Genomic DNA, 15,980 nt, shown 5'->3' with positions numbered 1-15,980 from the left:
CCCTCAATGTAGTTTATATGTAGTTTGTTGTTCCTGTTGTCTTCGGATAACGATATAAAACGCAATAAGTACCGTGAAATATAGAATAAGTCCAAAAACGGCCCAATAATTGTGATCAACCAATGTTCCGATCACGAGGAAAAGGAAAGTCACACTGAAAAATCCTAAATAGATTTTTTTCGTAATCGTAAATTGTAACCTGCTGGAGATGATAACTAGAATACTATGTAATATAAATAGGTAGACCCATTCCCATTGTATAAAAAATTCTATATGTACGAGCAGGTTCATTACACAAAAACCAATCGCAGCGAGAATGGCATCTTTAGACTTTTTAAAGCAGAAAACAAGAAATATAAGGATTCCGATCGTAAACCCAATCGTATAAAAATCAGGAAGGGCCAAATAGAAGATTGAATTAATATCGGTCAATGCTAAGATTGTTGCGAGTGTAATGACGATTGGTCTTAGTTTAAGCTTGAAAACAAGCATAATAAATAAAATAAATATCGCGAAAGTAACGAGCGCTAAAGGCAACTCCAGATCTTCTATGCGTTGAGAAATGACGTAGACGACACTGGTGTTTATAGTGAATAGTAAAAAGAGTAGAATGCTTTTCAAATTATTATTTTTCATAAGTTTTCCTCAGTTCCAAGAGAGTATGAAGAAGGCGTAAAAACAAAAACTATGCAAATCGCTAAGGAATTTGCATAGTTTTTGTAAAAAAGTTGAATTAGTAAAACTAGACATGCCTCTATCTACATGTTACTAAATTTTGAAATATAAGTCTATTTAAAATTTTTCTGCCATGTGATAATAAAGTTGCGCAAAGAAGTCATAACGTTATGGTGAAACGAGGAGAAAAATGAAGCAAAATATTTATGATAATGCCTTATTTTTTAAAGGTTATGAAGAAATTCGTAACCGGAAATTCAATTACAATAATTTACTGGAGCGGCCCAATTTTTTAGCATTAATGCCGGATGTAAAAGGGAAAATGATATTAGATTTAGGTTGTGGAAAAGGGGAGTTTGCAAATGACTGTGTGTTAAACGGGGCACAGCATGTCGATGCGATTGATATTTCAGGCAATATGATTACTGCAGCAAAAGAACTTTATAAAAGTGATTGCCTTTACTTTGAGCAAATTTCAATGGAAGACATTCAATTGGAGAAATCAAAGTACCATTTAATAACAAGTGCATTGGCTCTACATTATGTGTCGGATTTTGAAGGGGTCATAGAAAAGGTGAGTCATGCATTAAGTCCGGAAGGGGTATTCCTGTTTTCTGTTGAGCATCCAATCTCGACAGCTAATAAAGGGGAGGAACAGTGGATTTTGGATGAGGAAGGCTCTATCTCCCATTTTGCGGTTGCCCATTACCAGGAAGAAGGGAAACGAACACAAAATTGGCTCGTAAATCATGTGGTGATGTATCATCGCACGATGGAAACAATTTTGAATACATTAATCACGAATGGCCTGCAAATCGAGAAAATAGTGGAACCAATGCCGACAGAAGAAGCAATCGAACTACTTCCAAACTTACAAAAAGAAAAGCATCGTCCTTCCTTTCTAATTGTGAAGGCGAGAAAAACGATATAAAAAAAGAGCGCAGATTGATGTCTGCGCTCCTTTTAGTTAGTGCTTATCATTCAATTAATCATCAAAACGGTCATCGTCTAAATCTTCTTCGTACTTAATAATATCGCCAGTTTTTGCATCGATTTCAAAATCATATTCCATTTTACCGTTTCGGATCTCGATTTCATAAATGAGCCGGTTATCATCTTCATCCAGTTCAATGTCTGTCACTGTTCCTTTTGCTTTTGCCTGAGCAATTTCAATTGCCTGCTCTTCAGTAATTATAGAAGAATTGTTCGCTGAATCTGTTGCTTTTTCAGTACCATCTGTTTTTACCGGGTTTTCTGTTGTAATCGTACGAATGTTTTCACGTTCCGTGACAACCGCTTTTCCTGTATCTGCATCCACTTTAACTTCGATTTTCTCATTGTCTTTCACAATATCGATTTCATAATGTGGTGTACGGTCATCTGCATCAAATTCAAAACTGATAATTTCACCGTCTAATTGTTTTAACGCAATTTTCTTTGCTTCACCAGCTGAAATACTTGGGTTGTTTACGGCTTGCACAAATAAATCAGATTGTGCAAATACAGCACCTCCACCAATTGCTATTAGTAATGCCGGGATTGCTATAAATTTTTTATTCATATTCACTCGCTCCTTTATTTGTTTGTAATGTTAGTATAACCAGCGAATATGAAAACGGTCTGAGAGAATTATTAGAAATTGATGAGAAAACTAATCATCATATTTAATCACAATAATCTCACCGGTAATGGCATGTACTTGCACAGTTACATCATCTTCCTGTTCTATCTCCACAAAATAAATGCCACCTTGTGCCGTTTTTACAAACTCTACAGAATCGACTTCACCGGGTACTTCCTTTAACGCAATGTCTACTGCTTGCTCTTTTGAAAGCAATGGCTTTGTAGCATTTTCAGCTGCCTGATTTTGATTTGATGAATCAGGATTTGTTTGTTCATCCTGTTTACTTTGATTTTTATAAATAAGCTTCAAATCGGAAAATTGACCTGTTACGGCATTTACATTCACTTCAAAAATCGAACCATCTTTATCGAAGGAAGCGACATAATAATTTTTTTGTTTGATCAATGTTTGGACTTCCGCATTATAAATATCTTTAATTTTCATTTCCAGTTCATTCGTGTTCAGTTCATGCGGTGTTGATAACTGCTTGACTGTCAGTGTAATGAAAAAACCGATGAGGAGAACCGCGATGCATAGTAAAATCCATTTAGCTTTCATGCTGTGCACCTCCTGAAAGTGGAACAATGAGTAAAATTGTCGTTCCTTTTCCTAGTTCACTGTCGATCGATATTTTGGCATTCAACCGATCGGCAAGTTCCTTAGCGATGGAGAGGCCAATGCCGGTGCCACCTGTTTTCCGGTTCCGGTCTTTATCAACCCGGTAAAAACGATGGAACAAATTCGGAAGATCTTCTTCAGGTATTCCCACGCCGCAATCCTGAATAGTGATATGCAAATCATTTTTCACAGAGGCGTGGATTTTAATGATATCGTCACTGTATTTTCGTGCATTATCGAGAAATATAAAGAGCAGCTGTTTTAATTTTGCTTCATCCGTTGTAATTTCAACATTAGGGATGTCCACGAGAATTTCCCGATGATAGGCGGCTTTTATACTGTGCACAATTTGCTCGATAAAGGGCTGTAATGGAAGTGTCGTCATGCTGATTTTCGTCATTTCATTCGTCTTAGCCAGTGCGAGCATTTGTTCAATCATCGCTTTCATGTTGGTAGTTTCTTTTAATATTGCTTCCAATGCTTCTTCGGTAATTTGCGCGTCTTGGGTACCGCGGCGTTTTAACAGTTTCGTATAGCTTTCGATGACGGTTAACGGTGTTTTCAGTTCATGTGAGGCGTTGCCGACAAATTGCTGCTGTTTGTCATGAACATCTTCCAACTGTGCCATTAAATGATTGTACGTTAAGGCCATTTGCGCAATTTCATCGTTTGATTGCTTGCGGACCGGGATTTGCTCATAGCTGGACTGCTGAATATTTTTTTCCATCGTCGTTGTCAGCTGCTGAACCGGTTTTACGATCAGCCGAACAAACAATTGGCTCGCCAAATAAATCGGAATGAGTGCAACAAGGGTCATCAGGACTAATATTATAAGCAACCGGTTCATATTTTCGGTAATTGTCGGCAACGGCTGGATCAGCTTTGCCTCGACAATTTCATCATTCGGCAAAATGAGTGGTGTAACCAGCGCAATATGGGGGATGTCACGTATTGTTTTTTCTGTATAATGCTTTGACAGATCAAGTTTATAATCGATTTGCTCGGATGTTTTCTGAAGCCTTTTTATTGGATTTCCTGCACTATCATAAACGATGATTGCTCCGTCAGTCGGGAGATAGGCACCGTATATCGAATCGATTCCATCAATTGTGTCCAGTGCGCTAATGGCAGTCGTCAATTCATTTGCCCGTGCCTGTAATTGTTCAGCCTCAGTTGAAAAGGCAAACTCTTGATACAAATAATAAATACCTGTAAAGCTTCCGATTAATATAACTGAAGTCAATAACATCGAAAACAGATTAACTTTCGTATTAAGTTTCATTTGTCGCTTCCTTTAACACATAGCCGACACCGCGAACAGTATGTAGGAGTGACGGTAAATTCAGATTTACTTCTAGTTTCTGACGCAAATAACGTACGTATACGTCAACTACATTTGTATCCCCGTAATAGTCAAATCCCCAAACCGCATTCAGCAGCTGTTCACGAGACTGCACAAGCTTTGCATGTTTCATAAAATGCAGCAGCAAGTCAAACTCACGTGGAGTCAGATCGATGTGCTGTTTGTTCCTTGTCACTTCCCGTGTTTGCTCATTTAATGATAGATCCTGAAATGTGTGGACAGACGATGAAGCTGGCTCTGGAACCGATTTATGTGAAAATCTTAAAGCCACACGAATGCGTGCTAGCAGTTCATCGAATTCAAATGGTTTTGTTATATAGTCATTTGCCCCGTAATCAAGCCCTGTAACTTTATCTTCAATATTACTTTTCGCGGTCAGTAAAAGTACCGGAACCGTTTCGTTATGTTTTCGAATTCGTTTTAGTACTTCCAAGCCGTTTATCTCTGGGAGCATTACATCAAGCAGCACTAAATCATATTCGTCTTCATGGAATTTCAGTAAACCGTCCGTGCCGGTATGGGCGATCGCTGTTTCATAGCCTTCAAATCCCAGCTCAAGCTGCAATACACGCGCAATCTGCTGTTCATCTTCCACGATTAAAATTTTCGACATGCAAACACCTACTTCTATCTGTTTTGTCTTCATCGTATTGTAAAGGAGAGGGTATTGGCAATGGAGAAATGCTATTTGTAGAAAAATGATCAAAAAGGGGTAGCGATGCTTGGGATAAAACATCCTTTTCATGTTAATCTAATTACAGGGGGTGTAAAATAATGGATTATATCGAATTGAAGAATTTTAAGCTGCGCTATTTCATACTGTTTGGGATTGGTATATTCATCGTAAGTTTTATCTTGTTATTTATTACCGATAATCCGGCCAGTGAAGAGTGGATTACATTTTTAGTTTCGGTCAGTTTTTTATTGTACTTGATGTATCAAACAAAAAAATGGAACTTCATATATAATGAACAGCCCATTCATACGACGATGACAAAAGGGCGCTGGGCAAAATATTTATCGATTACAGCATGCTTCCAACTAATCACCGTTGTGTTTACAGCAATTTTATTAACGATTGTCTATCTTGTATTCGAAGAGCATATTCGGGAACTGTTTTCCTTCTTTCCAATGACGGATGTGGAAGATGTGCGACCATCATTACTCGTTTACATCCTGTTTTTTATTAATATTTGCATCCTTGCACCGATTTATGAGGAAATGTTATTCAGAGGGATCTTGCTTCGTCGTTTCACATTGAGATGGAGTCCGCAAAAGAGTATTATTATTTCTTCTATTATATTTGGCATTATTCACCTCAACCCGATCAATGCCGTTTTTGCTTTTGCGTTAGGCTGTGTGCTTGGCTATGCGTACCTTAAGACTAAAAATATTGTGATACCGATCTTATTACATAGTTTTAATAATTTCCTGGCATATCTCCAGTTTGTATATACAAATCAAACGACTGAAATCGATTTACCGACAACAGAAGCAGCCCGACAAGGATTATTGTTAAATGTGGCGTTCTTTTTCATACTGACGGCTGTCATTATTTTCTTGCTCGTCAAATACTATAAAAACTTCCGTCAGTTAAAAAATCCGGCACCGAAGCTGGAGGAGTCTACGGATGTTGAAACGGTTTAACAGGTAAATAAAAAATCGCTCATCTTGCTGTAAAAAGCAAAACGGGCGATTTTTATTTTCTCGTTATATTAAATTTACACGTTAAGCATTTGTCCGAATACGCCTTGGCTTTCTATTAGATCCTGGCGTTTTCCTTGTTCGATGATTCTCCCTTGATTTAAGACGATAACATAGTCGACTTTGCGGATTGTATTCAGGCGGTGGGCGATGATGAAACTCGTACGGTCCTCCATCAGCTTTTCAAGTGCTTCCTGAATATGAAGCTCCGTCACCGTGTCGATACTGCTTGTCGCTTCATCCAATAATAAAATTTTCGGATCTGCCACAAAGGCACGGGCGATCGATAGCAGCTGCTTTTGTCCTTGGGAGATCTGGCTGCCGTCAGCGCTTAAAATGGTATCGTATTTATCAGGCAGCTTATCGATAAATGTATGGGCATTCGCTTTTTTCGCGGCCTCATAGATTTCCTCATCTGTTGCATCGAGTTTACCGTAGCGGATATTTTCTTTAATCGACATTTCAAATAGGAACGGGTCCTGCAGGACGAATGCCATTTGACTGCGCAGGCTCGCCTTTGAAATTTCTTCTATTTCCATATCATCAAATACAATTTTCCCGTCCGTTTTTTCATAAAGTCCTGTCAACAACTGCATGATCGTTGTTTTCCCGGCACCGGTTTGACCAATCAGTGCAACCGACTGCCCCGATTTCACCTCAAAGGATACGTTCGACAGGGTAGGGGAGGAAGCTTGTGCATCATACTGGAACGAAACATTTTGGAAACGGACATTGCCGAGCAGTTCCACATTTTCCCCGTCAATTTCATCTTCTTTTTCATCCATAATCAAGAAAACACGTTCCGCTCCGGCCAATGCTGATAGGACGGTATTGAACTGGTTTGCCAAATCATTTAGCGGACGGGTAAACTGTCGTGCATACTCCGTGAAAATAATAATCGTCCCGATTGAAATGTGACCGTAATAGGCAAATATACCACCGGCCAGTGCAACAATTGCGAAACTTAAACTGTTTAGTGTGTTCATCACTTTCGGTATGAATCCTGAATACGTTAACGCCCAGAAACCGACTGTGCGGATACGGGAATTTTTCTCGTCGAATTGACGCAGCATTTCCGTTTCCTGTGAAAAGGCCTTAACGACATGCTGACCGGTAATGGATTCTTCGATTAAACCGTTCATTTCACCGATCGCGGCCTGCTGCTGTTTAAATAACAGGCTAGTGCGTTTTGTAATCCAGCGCATTCCGTAGAACATAAGCGGGACGATCAGCATTGTAATCAATGTTAATAATGGGCTGAGCCAAAGCATAACGGCAACCGTACCTGTTAAAGTCAAAATACTTGAGACAACTTGGATAAAGGCACTGTTTAATGTTGAGCTGATTGTTTCGATATCGTTCGTTGCACGGCTCATCAATTCCCCGTGTTTTCGTTTATCGAAAAAGCGAAGAGGGAGCTTGAAAAAGTGACCGTATAGCTGTGTACGAATTCGAAATACTGTTTGCTGTGCGATGCCGACCATCCAATAGTTTTGGAAGTAGCTCGACAAACTGTAAAGTAAATAGACGCCCGCCAATCCGTACAGCCAATACGAAAGCTGGCTTAGCGAACTGCCATCAATAAACTGGTCGATCAGCCGTCCGATGATGAACGGTCCGATCAACGCAAACGCTGAACTTAGTACAACGAGCAGTAGTACGATAAACAGCAGCAATTTCTGTTCAGCTACAAAATCGAAAATACGCTTCAATGTATATGTCCAGTTTTGGGCACGTTCACCTTTTTTCTTCTTGCCACTTGTGTTTTTGATTTGTTCTTTTGTGATGATCGGTTCATAGTTGAAAAACTTCATTAGGCAAGCACCTCCTGCTGTGAAGCAACAATTTTCGCATACAGATCGTTCGTTGCCATTAATTGTTCATGTGTGCCAAACCCATGCAGTCGGCCTTCATCAATTAGTAATATACGATCGGCCGTTTGTGCCGTCTGAATTTTTTGGGTTACAACGAGCATTGTAATGGCCTCCTGATCGAGTGCCTCCCATAATTTCTGCTCTGTTGCGACATCGAGCGCTGAAGTACTGTCATCTAATATGAGTAATGACGCCGGTTTTAACAGGGCGCGGGCAATCGCAAGACGCTGTTTTTGACCACCGGACAAGTTAATGCCGCGCTGTCCTATCGTCGTCTCATACTGTTCATCAAAGCTCTCGATCGAGTGATGAATTTGTGCTTTTTTCGTCGCGTCTATAATTTGCGCTCGTGATGCATCATTTTGACCCCAGCGTAAATTGTCCACAATCGTTCCTGAAAACAGAAGGGATTGCTGCGGAACATAGGAAATCGATTTGCGCAATTGCTGCAGCGGGATATCCTTTATGTTTTGATCATTTATAAATATTTCACCGCTATTCGGTTCGTAAAAATGTTCAACCAATTGTAAAATAGTCGATTTTCCTGAACCGGTTGCCCCCATAATGGCAATTTTTTCACCACTTTCAATTGAAAATGACAAGTTTTGAAGTGTATACTGCTCCGTTGTCGGATAACGGAATGACACATTGTCAAAACGAATGGAGAAGTTTTCAAGGACAGGCGCTTTATTTTTCTGCACTTCCTCTAAGCCCTCTTCGACATTTAAAATCTCTTCTATACGCTCAGCAGACGCTTTCGCGCGGGCATAAGCAATAATGATAAATGAAAAAATAGAAAATGATGCCGTCATACGGAATGCATAGTTAATAATCGCGGCCAAGTCACCGGCAAGAATATCATTGTCCCGAATCGCATCTGCACCGACCCAAATGACGATCAGCAAACTAATATTCATAACAAACTGAAGAACAGGCAATGCAATTTCCATGACACGTGTCGCTTTGATCGTATCGAATTTTAAGTTTTCCGCAACGGATAAAAAGCGGCTTTCTTCGTATTGACCACGCATGTATGCTTTTATCAATCGGACAGCCTGCAGTCCTTCCTGAAGCTGTCGGTTTACAAAATCAAGCCGTTGCTGTACTTGTGCGAACAGCTTGATACCGACTGATACCATCCATACTAGGAAGATAAGGAGAAACGGAAAGCTGACACATAAAATAAGCGCAAGTTTCGCATTAATGACAAATGCCATGATAAGCGAACCAATCGTCATTAACGGTGCTTTCATCGCAATCCGCAGCATCATAAAGACAATGTTCATCGTTTGGGTAACATCGCTTGTCAGGCGCGTAATAAGCCCGGAAGTAGGGAACGTCAGATAGGTCGCCATTGTCAGCGATTGTATTTTGCTGTACAAAGCTTTGCGCAGATCAAAACCGAAGCTATGGGCGACATGCGCAGAGAAGAAGGAGTTGAGTACTCCGCTTATGAAAGAAAATAGGGCTAGGGCAAATAAACAGCCACCCCAAAACGCAACATTATGTAAATTTTCTTCTAGCAGTCCTTCATTGATCATCCTTGCCATGAAGAGCGGCTGGATTAAATCGCTCGCCAGTTCCAATAGCATCAGGAAAAAGGCGATTGCTGCAGGCCATTTATAGCGCCTGATAAATTGAAAAATCGTTTTCATTTGTTAACTCCTTATAATCAATTCACTGAATTTTAACTCTATTATGCCATTTCATCTATCGGAACTCAACGAAAATATTTCGAGACTCTAAATATATTTTGCACACAAAAAAGGGAGTCATCGTAAAAGTAAATTCTCTTTTACGATAACTCCCCAAGTCTTTAATTAATCATGAACTAATGTTTGTGCAATAGCCGGATTTTTCTCGACTTCATGCAGCTTGTTGAAAGATGCGATTGCTACTTCCACCATCTCATCTTTTGGCTCTTTTGTTGTTAACAGTTGCAGCCACAATCCAGGATAACCTAGGAAACGTAAGCCTGGAATTTCTCGAACAGCATTTGTCGCCTGCAATACTTCAAATGAAATACCGATGACAACCGGGATTAATAAAATACGGCTGACAAGACGAACCCAAAGCGGATCAACAGGTACGAAGAAATATGTAAACATTCCTACAATTACAGTGAATAAAATAAAGCTTGAACCGCAACGATAATGAAGTCGTGATTGTTTTTGAACATTTTCGACCGTTAAGTCAAGACCTGCTTCATAGCAGTTAATTACTTTATGTTCGGCACCATGATACTGGAATACCCGTTTAATCAATGGCGTCATTGAAATAATTTGCAAATAGGCAAGAAGTAAAATTAATTTAAAGCCTGTTTCGATCAAAATCTGAACCGTTTTACCAGGGAACCAAGGTTTTAAAAATTCTGCCAAAAACATCGGCACCAATGTGAAGACAAACTTACCGAATAAAAACGACAGCACACCAATGACAGCTACACCTAAAATCATCATTAACTTCGATGGCTCTTCACCACTGTTTTCCTCTTCTTCACCCGGTGTAACATCATAGCGGTCAGAAGCAAATTGCAGATGGCGCGAACCGAAGCCTGCCGATTCGATCAATGCGACAACCCCGCGTACGAAAGGAATTTTCTTCAGCTTCTGGAAAATAGGCTTTTTCTCTTTTTTTACATGAAAATAATCGATGGAATCGTCATTTCGACGGATTGCCGTTACCATATGATCTTGACCAGTGAACATAACACCTTCTAGAAGCGCTTGCCCACCATATACTGGCGCATTATTACTCACTTGCTCGACACCACTCTCTTATAAAATTTCAATCTATTTTTAGGAAGGAGCATGGAATCTATCCATCTCTTTTCTTTGTTATACCATCATATTGTACTAAATTTTGGAGAAAAGCACTATCCATTCGAATAGTTTTTTTACAATCGGTCATACTGAGTCAAAAAAAGGAGTTTTTGTCATGCATTTGTTTGTCACGGCATTATTTACATCATTTATTGTAACTGTAAGCTTAAAAGGCTTGCATTTATTTGATTTTATTAATTGGCATCCGGTTTCATTTCTGAAAAAATTGGAATGGTTCGAATGGACGGCTTTCGAACGATGGGTCATTTTATTTTTAATTATAGCCATTGTTGTATATTTATTGTTGATGGTAACACAGCTGCTCGTAATGGTACCGCCGTTCTTACTTTCACTTATTTTAGGAATTGTCCTTGCAGCGATATTGGAATGGCAAATTTTAAACCTTCCTATTGAATGGTCGTCATTCAAAAAATTCTCCATCCCATTTTTTGTTGTAGTTGTAACGTCGATGCGCTTAATCGTTGAAACAGCACGTTACCGTACAATGACATTATTTCGTTAGTCGAAAGTATTGATGTCTGAAAAGTCTGTGATAAAATAGGGACAGTATAAAAAGAAGCGTTCACAATGAAGCGGCTTTTAGTAAAGGTCCCTTTTTAACACATCCCAAAGTGATTAAAGGCCCTTAAAAATAGGAGTATTGCTTCGCGTGCCGCTAAAGATGCAGGACTAATTTGCAGATACGGCAATTAAATGACAAGCTGCAAGTTTTTACTACAAACAAAAGGGGAATGAAAACAAATGAAACTTACTAAATTACGTCAAGCACTAATCGAGAACAATGTCGAAGCAATACTCATTACGAATGAATACAACCGCCGTTATATGACAGGCTTCACTGGCTCATCAGGTGTTGCAGTTGTTTCACAGCAGGATGCGGTTTTTATCACAGATTTCCGCTATACAGAACAAGCATCAGAGCAAGTAAAGGAATTCCGTGTAGTTCAGCATAGCGGTCCAATCCATGAAGAAGTGGCAAAACAAGTGGCGGCAATGGGTGTAAAATCATTGGCATTCGAAAAAGATGCTATGCAATATGGTACATATGAAGTATACAATTCGGCAGTGAATGTTGATTTCGTGCCAGTTTCAGGTTTAATTGAAAAAATTCGCTTGATTAAGACCGAAGAAGAGATTAATATTATTAAGGTTGCATGTGAAATTGCAGACAATGCATTTACACATATTTTAAATTTCATCAAGCCTGGCATTACAGAGCTTGACGTATCGAATGAATTAGAATTTTTCATGCGTAAACAAGGTGCTACAAGTTCATCGTTCGATATTATTGTTGCAAGCGGATTACGCTCTGCATTGCCACACGGTGTTGCGACAAACAAGATTATTGAAACGGGCGATTTTGTAACACTTGATTTTGGTGCTTACTATAATGGTTACATTTCGGACATTACACGTACAATCGCTGTAGGCCAACCATCAGAGAAGTTGGTAGAAATGTACAATGCTGTGCTCGAGTCTCAGCTTCTTGCGCTTGAAAAAGTTGGTCCGGGTATGACAGGGATCGAAGCGGATGCTGTAGCACGAGATTATTTAAAATCAAAAGGCTTAGGCGAAGCATTCGGTCACTCGACTGGTCACGGTATCGGCCTTGAAGTACATGAAGGACCTGGGTTATCATTCCGTTCCAATACAGTGCTGGAGCCTAATATGGTTGTAACAATTGAACCGGGAGTATACCTTCCTGGAATTGGTGGCGTTCGAATTGAGGACGATATTTTAATCACAAAAACGGGTAATGAAGTACTAACACATTCGACTAAAGAATTAATCATTTTATAATTTGGAGGAAATAACTCATGATCTCAGTAAACGATTTTCGTACAGGTTTAACAATTATCGTTGACGGTAACTTATTCCGCGTACTAGAATTCCAACACGTAAAACCAGGTAAAGGTGCTGCATTCGTACGTTCTAAATTACGTAACCTACGTAACGGCAACGTAACAGAAAAAACTTTCCGTGCTGGTGAAAAAGTAGAAAAAGCAATGATCGAAAACCGCAAAATGCAATATTTATATGCACAAGGTGACGAGCACGTATTCATGGACTTAGAGTCATATGACCAAACAACATTAGCTGCTGCTCAAATCGAAGACGAACTTTACTACTTATTAGAGAACATGGAAGTTCATATCCAAACATATGCAGGTGAAATGTTAGGTCTTGAATTACCAAACACAGTAACATTAGAAGTTGCTGAAACAGAACCAGGCATCAAAGGCGATACAGCATCAGGTGGTTCAAAACCAGCTAAAATGGAAACAGGATTAATGGTAAACGTACCATTCTTCGTTAACCAAGGCGACAAATTAATCATCAACACAACTGAAGGTACTTACGTTTCACGCGCATAATCGCATTGAAGCAAAAGTAATGGAGGCAGGGATATTGTAGCAATACAATATTTCTGTCTTTTTTATTTTGCTGTTTAGGGGAATGTTGAAAAAAATTCCAAATTATAGCTTGATCATAAAAGGGTATGTATAATCGAAGAAAGGAGTGGATTGTTTATGGTGGCAAAATTACCGATTGGTCAACCGATTGTACAGGCACCAATGGCGGGCATTACAACCCCTGAATTTGTAGTGGCATGCTGTGAGGCGGGTGTATTAGGCTCAATTGGTGCCGGGTATTTAAGCGGCGCAGAAACAAAGCAATTTATACAGGAAGTGAAAGCATTCACTACAAAACCTTTTAGCGTGAATCTGTTTGTACCAGAACAGCCAAAAGCAGATGCTCACTTGCTGCAACAAGCGAAAGAGGCATTGCAGCCGATCTGTGATGAGTTAAACATCGAGACCCCGACGGTTATTCCAACATCCAACGTTTTTCAAGACCAAGTACAGGCGATACTTGAAGAAGGCGTCAAGATTGTTTCTTTCACATTTGGTTTACCCGATGAAAAAACAGTATCAACGTTAAAACAAAAGGGCGTATATTTGATCGGCACAGCAACATCTGTCGAAGAAGCGATAGCAGTTGAACAAGCGGGGCTCGATGCAGTCGTTGTACAAGGCAAAGAAGCAGGCGGTCATCGTGGGTCGTTTATTGAACCAATGGTACTTCATCCAACAGCTACACTACTGAAAGACGCAATAGAAAATGTTTCAATCCCTGTCATTGCAGCAGGCGGCATTATGACAAAGTCACAAGTTACGGACATGCTTGAATTAGGGGCATCGTATGTGCAAATTGGTACGGTGTTACTGACGGCAACGGAATGCGCGGCTCCAAAACTACATAAAGAAGCAATTTTAACTTCCGGTATTCATTCGACGACATTGACGAAAGCATTTACCGGCAAATATGCGCGCGGATTAAGAAATAAATTTACCGAGCAATTAAAAGAAGCGGTGACTGCTCCATATCCGGTCCAGCATTATTTGACACAACCGATTCGAAAAGAAAGTGCCCGCCAAAATAACCGGGAATATATGTCTCTTTGGATGGGGGAAAATAGCTATTTGGCTAAAGAAGCATCCGTTCAAGAGATTATCGAAACTCTCTTACCGTAACAATTCTTGCACCGACGACAAAGGATAAAAACTTTGTCGTCGGTGTTTTTTTGTGCTTATTTGTTTGGATATTGCATATAGTTTCGTTAAGGAAGGAGGGCTTTATTGGAATTACAAGATGTGCTTCGTGTTGCAGGGATTGGGTTGATTATTGCACTTCTTCATTTATTCTTCGAGCATTTAGGAAAAAAAGAGTTTTCGTTTTTCTTGTTTTTCATTGCGTACCTATACATGACGATTGAATTAATCCGATTTTTGCGCTTGTTCTTTCAAGAAATTGTCGTATTTTTTCAATGGTTGACGGCCGTCTAGCTAGATGATTGCGCTATTTGCCAGTGTCATTTATTTGGTTCTGTTTTTAATTTTGAAACAGACAATGGACAAGCTGCATTCAATCATTGTCGTCATCGCGTTCTTTATTTTTTTCCAATTTGTTGTCCGAGAGCAACTCATCCCGCTTTGGCAGCGACTCGCAGTTATCTTCAATAATGTTCCGTACAGTAAGGGACTGCTTTTCACGGCATTACTCTTTTTGCTGAATGAATTAATCTGTCAGCTATTAGATCAATTCGAATATGAAGCTTTTGCGACATTAGTGACGTTGTCCATTCGAATGACCGCAGTGTTATATTGGATCAATCTGCTACAACCGAAATTTCAGCTATTAATCCAATTATTAGAAAGGCTACAGTAATGCAGACAATTTATTCGATTTTTACAGAACCCATTCAATCTTTGTTGTTTTCCTTGCTGCTTGTAGCGATTTATATTTTGATGTATTTACTGCTACTGGCTTTAGTCCCGAATGAAACCGCGTTAATTGAACAGTTATTTATTATTTTGTTTATCGTCGTTTTTGCACAAAATGTCGTTGATGCCTTTGTCGTGTTGTATGAGCTCATTGCCATACTTCAAAATTTCTTTATGGCTATTTTGCCGATCATGTCATTTATGCTGTTGACGATTCAAACCGTTTTTACCGCGATTGCATGGAACCCGATTATCATCATATTTGTCCAAGTTATTTTATTTGTCAGTACACACGTAACAATACCTGCTCTTGTCCTCGCATTAGTATTTGATGTATGCACAAAAATCTATCCGGCCATTTCCTTTTCAAAAGCTGCAGATCTTATACGTTCCTCCATATTAAGCGTCATGATTGCGTCGGTCGTTGCATTGACTTCGATTTTGACGCTTTCCGGTATCGCCTTTATTCAGCTGAATGATGCATTGAAATCTCCTATCAAAAAATTAATCGAGCAAAATATCCCGTTAATCGGCAGTTTGATTGTAGAAGGACTGTCTTTTTTCCAGAAAACCCAGTCAACAGTTTCCACATTTGTCGGACTATCCTTTTTAACAATTATTTGGGGTGCGGCTTTTTATCCGGCAACGGTGCTTTTACTGCACGCACTGCTGTTTAAAATTATTGGTGCCGTAATTGAACCGTTTACAAATATGCGTATGAGTGGTCTGTTTGATGATGTTGGGAAGACGATGTTTGTGTTATGTGCAGTTGCTTTTTTACTTGGCTTCGCAATTATGTTTATCGTGCTGTTATTTATTTTCTTTATGCAGATGTCCATGGGGGGAAAAACATGATTCAATTATTTCTTTTTATTTTGCTGGGCAGCAGTCTTCTCATCTTTGCTGATGAGCGGCAATGGCAGGTATATGTAAAGCTCGCACTTTATTTATTTGTGACAAGCACAATTCTTTCATTGTTTGCATAACCGGTTT

18 protein-coding genes are annotated in these 15,980 nt (G+C 39.5%); 10 read left to right on the top strand and 8 right to left on the bottom strand.

The window, feature by feature from the left end:
• Positions 1-3: 3 nt before the first annotated feature.
• On the bottom strand, positions 4-636 hold the full coding sequence (locus MKY51_RS10555) for a heat-shock protein (RefSeq protein WP_339171801.1): 633 nt from the start codon (positions 634-636) through the stop codon (positions 4-6).
• A gap of 229 nt (positions 637-865) precedes the next feature.
• On the opposite strand from MKY51_RS10555, the gene MKY51_RS10550 reads away from it, so the two are divergent.
• The gene (locus tag MKY51_RS10550; protein ID WP_339171799.1) at positions 866-1,606 is read left to right on the top strand and encodes a class I SAM-dependent methyltransferase; all 741 of its coding nucleotides are present in this window, start codon (positions 866-868) and stop codon (positions 1,604-1,606) included.
• A gap of 54 nt (positions 1,607-1,660) precedes the next feature.
• Here MKY51_RS10550 and MKY51_RS10545 read toward each other — a convergent pair whose 3' ends face one another.
• The 4 genes from MKY51_RS10545 to MKY51_RS10530 form a co-directional block, all read right to left on the bottom strand.
• Positions 1,661-2,236: a PepSY domain-containing protein gene (locus MKY51_RS10545; protein ID WP_339171796.1), complete on the bottom strand. Its 576-nt coding sequence runs from the start codon at positions 2,234-2,236 to the stop codon at positions 1,661-1,663.
• A 90-nt stretch (positions 2,237-2,326) separates the two neighbouring features.
• Positions 2,327-2,857, bottom strand: coding sequence for a PepSY domain-containing protein (locus MKY51_RS10540; RefSeq protein ID WP_339171795.1), 531 nt, complete (start codon positions 2,855-2,857; stop codon positions 2,327-2,329).
• Positions 2,847-4,199, bottom strand: coding sequence for a HAMP domain-containing sensor histidine kinase (locus MKY51_RS10535; RefSeq protein ID WP_339171793.1), 1,353 nt, complete (start codon positions 4,197-4,199; stop codon positions 2,847-2,849). The genes MKY51_RS10540 and MKY51_RS10535 overlap by 11 nt, the downstream gene beginning before the upstream one ends.
• On the bottom strand, positions 4,189-4,893 hold the full coding sequence (locus MKY51_RS10530) for a response regulator transcription factor (protein ID WP_339171791.1): 705 nt from the start codon (positions 4,891-4,893) through the stop codon (positions 4,189-4,191). Before MKY51_RS10530 ends, MKY51_RS10535 begins: the two co-directional genes overlap by 11 nt.
• Before the next feature lie 161 nt (positions 4,894-5,054).
• Here MKY51_RS10530 and MKY51_RS10525 point away from each other — a divergent pair, with 161 nt between their 5' ends.
• Positions 5,055-5,927, top strand: coding sequence for a type II CAAX endopeptidase family protein (locus tag MKY51_RS10525; RefSeq protein ID WP_339171788.1), 873 nt, complete (start codon positions 5,055-5,057; stop codon positions 5,925-5,927).
• Between the two features lie 74 nt (positions 5,928-6,001).
• On the opposite strand, the gene MKY51_RS10520 is transcribed toward MKY51_RS10525, so the two are convergent.
• The 3 genes from MKY51_RS10520 to MKY51_RS10510 all read right to left on the bottom strand — a co-directional run bounded on the left by MKY51_RS10520 (position 6,002) and on the right by MKY51_RS10510 (position 10,617).
• Entirely contained in the window at positions 6,002-7,798 is a 1,797-nt protein-coding gene (locus MKY51_RS10520; RefSeq protein ID WP_339171785.1) for an ABC transporter ATP-binding protein, read from the bottom strand.
• A complete protein-coding gene (locus MKY51_RS10515; protein WP_339171782.1) occupies positions 7,798-9,513 on the bottom strand; it encodes an ABC transporter ATP-binding protein in 1,716 nt (571 codons plus the stop codon). Before MKY51_RS10515 ends, MKY51_RS10520 begins: the two co-directional genes overlap by 1 nt.
• 165 nt (positions 9,514-9,678) lie before the next feature.
• Positions 9,679-10,617, bottom strand: a complete 939-nt coding sequence (locus tag MKY51_RS10510; protein WP_339171780.1) for a DUF1385 domain-containing protein — start codon at positions 10,615-10,617, stop codon at positions 9,679-9,681.
• 178 nt (positions 10,618-10,795) lie between these two features.
• On the opposite strand from MKY51_RS10510, the gene MKY51_RS10505 reads away from it, so the two are divergent.
• The 8 genes from MKY51_RS10505 to MKY51_RS10470 all read left to right on the top strand — a co-directional run bounded on the left by MKY51_RS10505 (position 10,796) and on the right by MKY51_RS10470 (position 15,973).
• Positions 10,796-11,203 carry a DNA helicase gene (locus tag MKY51_RS10505; RefSeq protein ID WP_339171778.1) on the top strand — a complete coding sequence of 136 codons (408 nt, stop codon included), beginning with the start codon at positions 10,796-10,798 and terminating at the stop codon, positions 11,201-11,203.
• A 239-nt stretch (positions 11,204-11,442) separates the two neighbouring features.
• Positions 11,443-12,501, top strand: a complete 1,059-nt coding sequence (locus MKY51_RS10500) for a Xaa-Pro peptidase family protein (protein WP_339171776.1) — start codon at positions 11,443-11,445, stop codon at positions 12,499-12,501.
• A 17-nt stretch (positions 12,502-12,518) separates the two neighbouring features.
• Positions 12,519-13,076 (top strand): elongation factor P, encoded by a 558-nt coding sequence (gene efp, locus MKY51_RS10495; protein ID WP_339171774.1) that lies wholly within the window; start codon positions 12,519-12,521, stop codon positions 13,074-13,076.
• A gap of 156 nt (positions 13,077-13,232) precedes the next feature.
• Complete coding sequence (locus MKY51_RS10490; protein ID WP_339171772.1) at positions 13,233-14,237, top strand: nitronate monooxygenase; 1,005 nt, start codon at positions 13,233-13,235, stop codon at positions 14,235-14,237.
• 105 nt (positions 14,238-14,342) lie between these two features.
• On the top strand, positions 14,343-14,549 hold the full coding sequence (locus MKY51_RS10485) for a hypothetical protein (protein ID WP_008404269.1): 207 nt from the start codon (positions 14,343-14,345) through the stop codon (positions 14,547-14,549).
• Between the two features lie 4 nt (positions 14,550-14,553).
• On the top strand, positions 14,554-14,931 hold the full coding sequence (locus MKY51_RS10480; RefSeq protein ID WP_251687022.1) for a pyruvate formate-lyase: 378 nt from the start codon (positions 14,554-14,556) through the stop codon (positions 14,929-14,931).
• Positions 14,931-15,842, top strand: a complete 912-nt coding sequence (locus tag MKY51_RS10475; protein ID WP_339171768.1) for a stage III sporulation protein AE — start codon at positions 14,931-14,933, stop codon at positions 15,840-15,842. The genes MKY51_RS10480 and MKY51_RS10475 overlap by 1 nt, the downstream gene beginning before the upstream one ends.
• The gene (locus MKY51_RS10470; RefSeq protein WP_269454576.1) at positions 15,839-15,973 is read left to right on the top strand and encodes a hypothetical protein; all 135 of its coding nucleotides are present in this window, start codon (positions 15,839-15,841) and stop codon (positions 15,971-15,973) included. The genes MKY51_RS10475 and MKY51_RS10470 overlap by 4 nt, the downstream gene beginning before the upstream one ends.
• The last annotated feature ends 7 nt before the right edge of the window (positions 15,974-15,980 follow it).

Source organism: Solibacillus sp. FSL R5-0691 (genome assembly GCF_037974225.1).
Lineage (GTDB): Bacteria > Bacillota > Bacilli > Bacillales_A > Planococcaceae > Solibacillus.
Note: the sequence above shows the minus strand (reverse complement) of the source record. Positions and strands in the feature narration are given on the sequence as shown.

Excerpts from the sequence above, each read along its gene's own strand:
- MKY51_RS10555 (WP_339171801.1), bottom strand. The coding sequence starts at position 636 with ATGAAAAATAATAATTTGAAAAGCATTCTACTCTTTTTACTATTCACT.
- MKY51_RS10550 (WP_339171799.1), top strand. The coding sequence starts at position 866 with ATGAAGCAAAATATTTATGATAATGCCTTATTTTTTAAAGGTTATGAA.
- MKY51_RS10545 (WP_339171796.1), bottom strand. The coding sequence starts at position 2,236 with ATGAATAAAAAATTTATAGCAATCCCGGCATTACTAATAGCAATTGGT.
- MKY51_RS10540 (WP_339171795.1), bottom strand. The coding sequence starts at position 2,857 with ATGAAAGCTAAATGGATTTTACTATGCATCGCGGTTCTCCTCATCGGT.
- MKY51_RS10535 (WP_339171793.1), bottom strand. The coding sequence starts at position 4,199 with ATGAAACTTAATACGAAAGTTAATCTGTTTTCGATGTTATTGACTTCA.
- MKY51_RS10530 (WP_339171791.1), bottom strand. The coding sequence starts at position 4,893 with ATGTCGAAAATTTTAATCGTGGAAGATGAACAGCAGATTGCGCGTGTA.
- MKY51_RS10525 (WP_339171788.1), top strand. The coding sequence starts at position 5,055 with ATGGATTATATCGAATTGAAGAATTTTAAGCTGCGCTATTTCATACTG.
- MKY51_RS10520 (WP_339171785.1), bottom strand. The coding sequence starts at position 7,798 with ATGAAGTTTTTCAACTATGAACCGATCATCACAAAAGAACAAATCAAA.
- MKY51_RS10515 (WP_339171782.1), bottom strand. The coding sequence starts at position 9,513 with ATGAAAACGATTTTTCAATTTATCAGGCGCTATAAATGGCCTGCAGCA.
- MKY51_RS10505 (WP_339171778.1), top strand. The coding sequence starts at position 10,796 with ATGCATTTGTTTGTCACGGCATTATTTACATCATTTATTGTAACTGTA.
- MKY51_RS10500 (WP_339171776.1), top strand. The coding sequence starts at position 11,443 with ATGAAACTTACTAAATTACGTCAAGCACTAATCGAGAACAATGTCGAA.
- efp (WP_339171774.1), top strand. The coding sequence starts at position 12,519 with ATGATCTCAGTAAACGATTTTCGTACAGGTTTAACAATTATCGTTGAC.
- MKY51_RS10490 (WP_339171772.1), top strand. The coding sequence starts at position 13,233 with ATGGTGGCAAAATTACCGATTGGTCAACCGATTGTACAGGCACCAATG.
- MKY51_RS10480 (WP_251687022.1), top strand. The coding sequence starts at position 14,554 with ATGATTGCGCTATTTGCCAGTGTCATTTATTTGGTTCTGTTTTTAATT.
- MKY51_RS10475 (WP_339171768.1), top strand. The coding sequence starts at position 14,931 with ATGCAGACAATTTATTCGATTTTTACAGAACCCATTCAATCTTTGTTG.
- MKY51_RS10470 (WP_269454576.1), top strand. The coding sequence starts at position 15,839 with ATGATTCAATTATTTCTTTTTATTTTGCTGGGCAGCAGTCTTCTCATC.